Annotated in this window: 5 protein-coding genes; all 5 read left to right on the top strand. The window is 28.2% G+C overall.

All coding sequences use genetic code 11. From position 1 onward, the window contains the following. Positions 1 to 109: 109 nt before the first annotated feature. The gene (locus tag Q0W06_RS18500) at positions 110 to 1,405 is read left to right on the top strand and encodes a SulP family inorganic anion transporter (RefSeq protein ID WP_297639281.1); all 1,296 of its coding nucleotides are present in this window, start codon (positions 110 to 112) and stop codon (positions 1,403 to 1,405) included. A 280-nt stretch (positions 1,406 to 1,685) separates the two neighbouring features. Continuing rightward, positions 1,686 to 3,113 carry a glycogen synthase GlgA gene (glgA, locus tag Q0W06_RS18495; protein ID WP_297639279.1) on the top strand — a complete coding sequence of 476 codons (1,428 nt, stop codon included), beginning with the start codon at positions 1,686 to 1,688 and terminating at the stop codon, positions 3,111 to 3,113. A 27-nt stretch (positions 3,114 to 3,140) separates the two neighbouring features. After that, complete coding sequence (locus tag Q0W06_RS18490) at positions 3,141 to 5,576, top strand: glycogen/starch/alpha-glucan phosphorylase (RefSeq protein WP_297639276.1); 2,436 nt, start codon at positions 3,141 to 3,143, stop codon at positions 5,574 to 5,576. Positions 5,577 to 5,743: 167 nt separating this feature from the next. Continuing rightward, positions 5,744 to 6,904, top strand: coding sequence for a glucose-1-phosphate adenylyltransferase (locus tag Q0W06_RS18485; RefSeq protein ID WP_297639273.1), 1,161 nt, complete (start codon positions 5,744 to 5,746; stop codon positions 6,902 to 6,904). Positions 6,905 to 6,920: 16 nt separating this feature from the next. Further along, the gene (glgD, locus tag Q0W06_RS18480; RefSeq protein WP_297639271.1) at positions 6,921 to 8,030 is read left to right on the top strand and encodes a glucose-1-phosphate adenylyltransferase subunit GlgD; all 1,110 of its coding nucleotides are present in this window, start codon (positions 6,921 to 6,923) and stop codon (positions 8,028 to 8,030) included. The last annotated feature ends 372 nt before the right edge of the window (positions 8,031 to 8,402 follow it).

The raw sequence follows: 8,402 nt of genomic DNA, 5'->3' as shown, positions 1-8,402 counted from the left end.
GGAAATTGCCAAGTGAAAACATAGGAAAAACCAGTAGTTATCTACTGGTTTTTTTCGTGGGGAAATTTAGTTTACAAAAAATTTATTTAATGATAGGGGATGAAGATACGTGAGGAGACCGGAATTTTTTTCTATGATTCAAAATAGAAAAAAGTGGATAAGTAAAGAGCAAATTATTAAGGATGTAATTGCAGGAAGTGTAGTTGCTATTATAGCATTACCATTATCGATAGCAATAGGGATTTCATCAGGAGTAAGTCCAGCAAAGGGATTGTTAACGGCAATATTAGCAAGTCTATGTGTATCAATATTTGGAGGAAGTAGAGTTCAAATAGGGGGGCCAACTGGAGGATTTGTAGTAATTGTTTATGGAATCATTCAAAAATATGGATTCGGAGGATTATTAATAGCAACATTAATGGCAGGTGTAATTCTTATTATCTTAGGTGTTTTAAAACTTGGAAATCTTATTAAGTATATTCCTAAAAGTATTATACTAGGATTTTCTGCAGGAATAGGTGTAGTGTTATTTACAGCTCAAATTCAAGAATTTCTCGGATTGGAAATAGGAAAAATGCCAGAAAGTTTTTTTGGGAAATGGAATGCGTACTTTATTAATATACATAGTGTAAATATTGCGACATTAATTATTGGATTAATATCAATAGGAATAATCTTATTTTTTCCTAAAATAAATAAAACTATTCCAAGTTCGTTGATAGCATTAATATTTATAACTCTTGGAGTAAAATTTTTTAATATACATATTGCTACTGTTGGAAGTACATTTGGAACGATTAGTTCAACTATTCCAATGCCAGAAATACCGAATATAACGTTAGCAAGTATTCAACAATTAATGTTTCCAGCAATAACAATAGCTTTTTTAGCATATATTCAAGCATTACTTACGGCAGTAGTAACAGATGATATGTTAGGATATAAACATAATTCAAATACTGAACTTATTAGTCAAGGTATAGCAAATATTGTCTTATCATTATTTGGTGGAATTCCAGCAACAGGAGCTATTGCTAGGACAACAGCCAGTGTAAAAAGTGGAGGAAGAACACCTATTGTTGGAATAGTGCATGCAATAATTTTACTTACTGTATTACTTGTTTTTGTACCATTATTGCAATTTGTACCATTAACTGTATTAGCAGCTATTTTAATAGTAGTATCTTATAATATGAGTGAATGGAGAACTTGTGTTAGTTTGACAAAAAATGACAAAATGGCGGGGGTTGAGTTAATTTTAACTTTAATCTTAACTGTTTGTGTAAATTTAGTTATAGCAATAGTTGTAGCTATGATTTTTCATTTAATAAAGAATAAAATTTTTAGTGGAAAAGTTAAAAATACAACTAAAACTAAGGATATTAAGCAAATAGGAATTGCTTAAATTAGATAAGATAGAGGCTTAAGAGATTTCTTAAGCCTCTATTTTTATTATATAAGAAAAATATATAATACTTATTTTAAGTGAGATTATATTATTTAATAAGTTTAAATTCTAAAACAATATAAAGATGAATAAATATATCTAAGGAATAGTATTGATAATAAAGATTCTGAGTAGTGAGGGTTGTTAAGTAAATTAAAGATATTTTGAAGGTATAAAATATAAAAAGATTAGAGAAATATAAGTATTTTAAAAAATTAAGTTGAAAGGAGCTTAAAAAATGAGAGTGTTGTATGTAGCGGGAGAAGCAAATCCATTTATTAAAAGTGGAGGATTAGGTGACGTTTTAGAATCATTACCTAAAAAAATATGTAAAAGTGGAGTTGATGCAAGAGTAGTAATTCCTAAATATAAGGATATAAATGAAGAATTAAAGGATAAATTAAAATTTATAAAATGGTTTGTAGTTAATGTTGGATGGAGAAAACAATATTGTGGGATATTTGAATATGATTGTGATGGAGTAAAATATTATCTTTTAGATAATGAATATTATTTTGGAAGAGATGGAATATATGGGTATGTAGATGATGGAGAACGTTTTGCATTTTTCACAAGAGCCGTATTAGAATTTATGAAAGAAATTGATTATCAACCAAATGTAGTACATTGTAATGATTGGCATACTGGAATGATACCTGTATTATTAAATTTAGAATACAAAAAGGATTTATTTTATAGTGATATGAAGACCATATTTTCAATTCATAATCTCAAATTTCAAGGAATATTTGATAAAAATATTTTATCAGAGTTATTTGGATATGATTTAGAACCTTATTATAATGGAAGCTTAGCATTTGATAATGGAATTAGCTTTATGAAAGGTGGAATCATGTATGCAGATAGGATTTCAACAGTTAGTTATTCTTATGTAGAAGAAATAAAATCTTCAGAATTTGGAGAAAGAATGGATTGGTGTTTAAATGAGAGAGATGAAGTGTTAAATGGAATTTTAAATGGTATAGATTATAAGGAATATAATCCTAATACAGATTCACTTATATATAGAACATATGGAAAAGAAAATGTGGAATATGGAAAGGAAGAAAATAAAATAAAATTACAAAAAGTATTGGGATTGAAAGTTAATGAGAATATACCGCTAATTGGTATAATATCAAGATTGACAAGTCAAAAAGGCTTTGACTTAATAGTAACTATGATAGATAGAATACTTCAAAGAGATGTACAAATAGTTATTTTAGGAACAGGGGATTATCATTTTGAGGAACATTTTAAACAATTAGAATATAGATATAAGGAAAAGGTATCTTCAAATATTATATTTGATAATGAATTAGCGCATAAAATATATGCGGCGTCGGATATGTTTTTAATGCCATCTTTATTTGAACCATGTGGATTGGGACAATTAATTGCATTGAGATATGGGTCTGTACCAATAGTAAGAGAAACTGGTGGTCTAAAAGATACTATATTTGCATTTAATAAATATAGTGGACAAGGAAATGGATTTAGTTTTAAAAATTATAATGCACATGAGATGGCAAATACCATAGAAGAAGCACTAGATGCTTTTCAAAACAAACCTCTTTGGAAGTCAATAGTAAGGCAAGCACTAGAGTCTGACAATAGTTGGGATAAATCTGCACGGGATTATTTAAAGCTTTATAAAAGTATATAGATAATCCTTATAATAGGGGGTATATTTATGATAAATATTGGAAAAGAAGAATTTAAAAAAGCGTATCTTAAAAAGTTTTTTGAAATTCATGGAGAAGAGCTAAATGAAGCAAGTAATTATAAAAAATATGAAGCTTTAGGAAGTTTAGTAAAAGATTATGTAGGAGAGAAATGGGTTCAAACAACAAAAAAGTATAATAACAGTGGAGAAAAGCAAATATATTATTTTTCCATGGAATTTTTGTTAGGAAGACTGTTAGGTGATGCATTATTAAATTTAGGATTAAGAGATGTTTGTAAGGAGGCATTGAAAGAACTTAATGTTGATTTAAATGAATTAGAGAGTTTAGAACATGATCAAGGTTTAGGTAATGGTGGTTTAGGAAGGCTTGCTGCATGCTTTTTAGATTCAATGGCATCATTAAATATAGCAGGACATGGTTGTGGTATAAGATATAAATATGGATTTTTTGAACAAAGAATAGTAGATGACATGCAAGTTGAAGTTTCGGATAATTGGTTAAGAGACGGAAATCTTTGGGAGAAAAGGAATCAAGATAAAAATGAAATCGTTAAATTTGGAGGTAATGTAGTATCAGAAAAAGTTAATGGGAAAGTTAAATTCACACATATAAATTATGAACCTATTTTAGCAGTTCCATATGATACTCCTGTTGTAGGATATGAGCATGAAACTATAAATAATTTAAGGCTTTGGAGTGCAGAAACTGTAAATGATGAATTTGATTTTTCAACTTTTAGTAGAGGAGATTTTTTAAAAGCATTAGAATATAAAAATTCAGTTGAAGCTATATCACAAGTACTATATCCTAATGATAGTCAATATGAAGGAAAGATGCTTAGACTTAAACAACAATATTTCTTTGTTTCGGCAGGAGTGCAAAGTATTATAAGGCATTATAAAAAACATGGGGGGAAAATAGAGAATTTAAATGAAAAAATAGCAATTCATATAAATGATACACATCCAACATTAGCAATTCCAGAACTTATGAGAATATTATTAGATGAAGAAGGTTTACCATGGGAAGAGGCATGGAGGATAACTATCGGAACAGTATCATATACAAATCATACAATACTTGCAGAGGCATTAGAAAAATGGTCAATAAATATGTTTAAGACATTGTTACCAAGAATTTATATGATAGTAACAGAAATAAATGAAAGATACTGTCAAGAGCTTTGGAATAAATATATAGGACAATGGGATAAAATTTCTAGAATGGCAATTATAGCGGATGGACAAATACGAATGGCACACTTAGCTGTAGTAGGAAGTCATAGTGTCAATGGAGTCGCGAAACTTCATACAGAAATTTTAAAGAAACAAGAAATGAGAGATTTATATTATTTCTATCCAAATAAATTCAATAATAAAACCAATGGAATAACACATAGAAGATGGCTTGTAAAAAGTAATCCTCAACTGACAAAATTGCTTAGAAATACTATAGGAGATGGATTTATAAAACATCCAACGGATTTAAGTAAGTTTGAGAATGAGGTATGGAAAAAGGAAATTCAATTAGAACTTGCTAGGATAAAAAGAAGTAATAAAGAGAAGCTTGCCAAAACTATTTTAGAGACTAAAGGAATAGTAGTAGATCCAGATTCTATATTTGATGTACAAGTAAAAAGAATTCATGCATATAAAAGACAGAGTCTTAATTGCTTAAGAATAATGCATATATATAATGAGTTATTGATGAATCCTAATAAAGATATAGTACCAAGAACATTTATTTTTGGTGGAAAAGCTGCACCAAGCTATCATTTAGCTAAAAATACTATAGAGCTTATAAATAGAATGGCTAAAGTTATAAATAATGACAGTAGGGTTAATGATAAATTAAAAGTAGTATTTCTAGATAATTATAGAGTTTCATTAGCAGAAGAAATTATAAGAGCAGCAGATTTAAGTGAGCAAATATCGACGACGACTAAAGAGGCATCTGGAACATCTAATATGAAATTTATGATGAATGGAGCATTAACAATAGCTACATTAGATGGTGCTAATATAGAAATAAAAGATGAGGTTGGCGAAGAAAATATCTTTATATTTGGATTACAATCTCAAGAGGTTTTAAATTTATATAAATATGGAGGATATTCTTCTTATGAGTATTATAGAGATGATCAAAGGATAAGAGCTGCAATAGATGATTTAGTTAATGGAAAGTATTGTGCGGATAGAGAAAGATTTAGACCAATATATGATAACTTAATAACTTATAATGATGAATTTTTTGTGTTGAAGGACTTTGATTCATATATATCAACTAATGAAAGAGTAGATAAAGAGTTTAGAGATATTTATAATTGGCAAAAAAAATGTGGAATAAATATAGCACATTCAGGAATATTCTCATCTGATAGAACTATATCAGAGTATGCAACAGGAATATGGGGATCAGAATTAATTTATAAAAATTTGTAGAAAAGTGAATGGCACAGCATTAATAAGCTGTGTCATTTTAATATAAATTATTTACATAATAAGATAAATATAAATTTGAAAAGATATGTATAAAAGCATAGCTAACCTCATATGTTTAAATAAGGATATTAAAGTAAATAAAATTAACATATGAGAGGAGATTGGTTATGAGCAAAAAAGAAATGGTTGCGATGATACTAGCGGGTGGACAAGGATCGAGATTAGGTGTATTAACAAAAAAATTGGCAAAACCTGCAGTACCGTTCGGGGGGAAATATAGAATAATAGATTTTCCATTAAGCAATTGTTCAAATTCTGGAATATATACAGTTGGAGTTTTAACACAATATAAGCCGTTAGAACTAAATACACATATAGGGATAGGAAGTCCATGGGATTTAGATAGAAGAGGAAGTGGGGTAAGTATATTACCACCATATCAAGAAGAACAAGGAGGAGAATGGTATAAAGGAACAGCAAATGCAATATATCAAAATATAGAATATATAGATAGCTATAATCCAGAATATGTATTGATATTATCAGGAGATCATATTTATAAAATGGATTATTCTAAAATGCTAAATTTTCATAAAGAAAAAAATGCTGATGCAACAATAGCTGTTATTGATGTACCAATAGAAGAGGCATCAAGGTTTGGAATAATGAATACAAATTCTGACTTAACAATTTATGAATTTGAAGAAAAGCCTGATTTTCCTAAAAGTACAAATGCATCTATGGGAATATATATATTTAATTGGAAAATGATAAAAAGACATTTAGAAGAAGATGAACTGAATCCAATTTCAAATAATGATTTTGGAAAGAATATAATTCCTAAGATGCTCGATGAAGGAAATAAATTAATAGCATATCCATTTGAAGGATATTGGAAGGATGTTGGGACAATAGAAAGTCTTTGGGAAGCAAATATGGATTTATTAGATAAAGATAATAAATTATCTTTATATGATGATGAGTGGAAAATATACTCTGAAAATCCAGTTAGTCCAGCACAGATAATAGGAAAAGAAGCGAGTGTTAAGAATTCTTTGGTTGTGGAAGGTTGCATTGTAAAAGGAGAAGTGGAAAATTCAATTGTATTTCAAGGAGTCCATGTAGGCAGAAATGTTACCATAAAAGACTCTGTAATAATGAATAATGCATATATAGAAGATAATGTTTATATAGAAAAGGCAATAATAGGAGCAGAAGCTAGGATAGGAAAAGAATCTTTTATTGGGGATGGAAAAAAGATAGCAGTAGTGGGATCTAAAGATTATATAAAGAAAGGAAGCAAATTAGTTACTGAAATAGAACTGTAGCTTATGGGTAAATAAAATGAATGATTGTATAGGAATTATTAATTTAGATGAAGATGAAAAAGGGTTGGGAGAACTTGTTAAGAAAAGAAATTTAGGATCAGTTCCTATAGCAGGGAAATATAGAATGATTGATTTTGTATTATCAAATATGACAAATTCAGGAGTTGAATGCATAGGGATATTTACAAAAAATAAATCTAGATCTTTAATGGATCATTTAACAAATGGAAGACCATGGGATTTGCATAGAAAAAAAGATGGGTTAAAAGTATTTAATTTTGGAGAAGAGGATCCGCAGTTTAGTGATGTTAGAAATTTTTTAGAAAATATAGAGTTTATAAAATATAGTAGAAAAGAATATATTTTAATAGCACCATCATATATGGTTTGTAATATTGAATATAGACAATTAATTCAAGAGCATAAAAAGAACAATAACGATGTTACTATCGTATATAAAGAAGTAAAGAATGCAGACAAGACTTTTGTTGAATGTGATGTATTAAATTTAGATGTAAATAATAAAGTTTTAAGTATAGGAAAAAACTTAGGAGAGAAAAAATGTAGTAATATTAGTATGGAAATGTATTTTATGAAGACAGAGCTTTTTATAGATATAGTATATGACTGTATAAGAAGTGGAGAATATAGAAAAGTTAAGGAGTTTATACATTCAAAGTTAAATACATTGAATGTATTTGCATATAAATTTGAAGGATATTTAAGCTGTATAAATACATTAGAGGAGTATTATAAAACAAATATGAATTTTTTAAATCCTGAAATAAGTGAAGAATTATTTTCAGGGGAAGAATTAATATATACAAAAGCTAAGGATTGTGCACCTACTTTATATACAGAGGACAGTAAGGTTGGAAATTCAATTATAGCGAATGGGTGTTATATAGAAGGAGAAGTAAATAATTGCGTAATAGGAAGAAGTGTACATGTAGCTAAGGGTGCAAAATTAGAAGGCTGTATAATAATGCAAAACTCAACTATTGGAAAAGAATCGGAATTAAAAAATATAATTGTAGAAAAAAATATGAATATTGAGGAGAAAGAAAAATATATAGGAACAGAAGAATATCCTGTGGTTATTCAAAGAAGAGGATTCAATTATTAGAAAAATAGAGCAATTAGTTTGCTCTATTTTTATGTAATAAAATATAAAGAAGTGATAAAATAGAAGTTTTTATAAAATAACAACAACTATGTAGCCAGGTGTATCACAATGAGAAAAAGATAGAAAAAGATAGAAAAATGTAGTAATATGACGACAATTTTAATTGATAGTATAATTTGATTTAATATAGCGGAAATAAAGTGATAAGATAGTAAATGTTCCAACCGAACGAAACAACATTAAGCGAAGTTGGAATGTACGGAAAAATTTTTGAAATAAACTTTTAAAAAGTTGTTGACAAAAATGAAAAAACGTAATAAACTAAACAAGTCGCCAAAAGCGATGAGGAAAAAATGGTCTTTGAAAATTGAA

Origin of the sequence: uncultured Clostridium sp. (assembly GCF_947072515.1) — a bacterium.
In the GTDB taxonomy this organism is placed as follows: domain Bacteria; phylum Bacillota; class Clostridia; order Clostridiales; family Clostridiaceae; genus Clostridium.
The sequence above is the reverse complement of the archived record's forward strand: the minus strand, read 5'-3'. Positions and strand labels throughout refer to the sequence as shown.

Coding starts and splice junctions, on each gene's coding strand:
- glgD (WP_297639271.1), top strand. CDS start 6,921: ATGAATGATTGTATAGGAATTATTAATTTAGATGAAGATGAAAAAGGG.
- Q0W06_RS18490 (WP_297639276.1), top strand. CDS start 3,141: ATGATAAATATTGGAAAAGAAGAATTTAAAAAAGCGTATCTTAAAAAG.
- Q0W06_RS18485 (WP_297639273.1), top strand. CDS start 5,744: ATGAGCAAAAAAGAAATGGTTGCGATGATACTAGCGGGTGGACAAGGA.
- glgA (WP_297639279.1), top strand. CDS start 1,686: ATGAGAGTGTTGTATGTAGCGGGAGAAGCAAATCCATTTATTAAAAGT.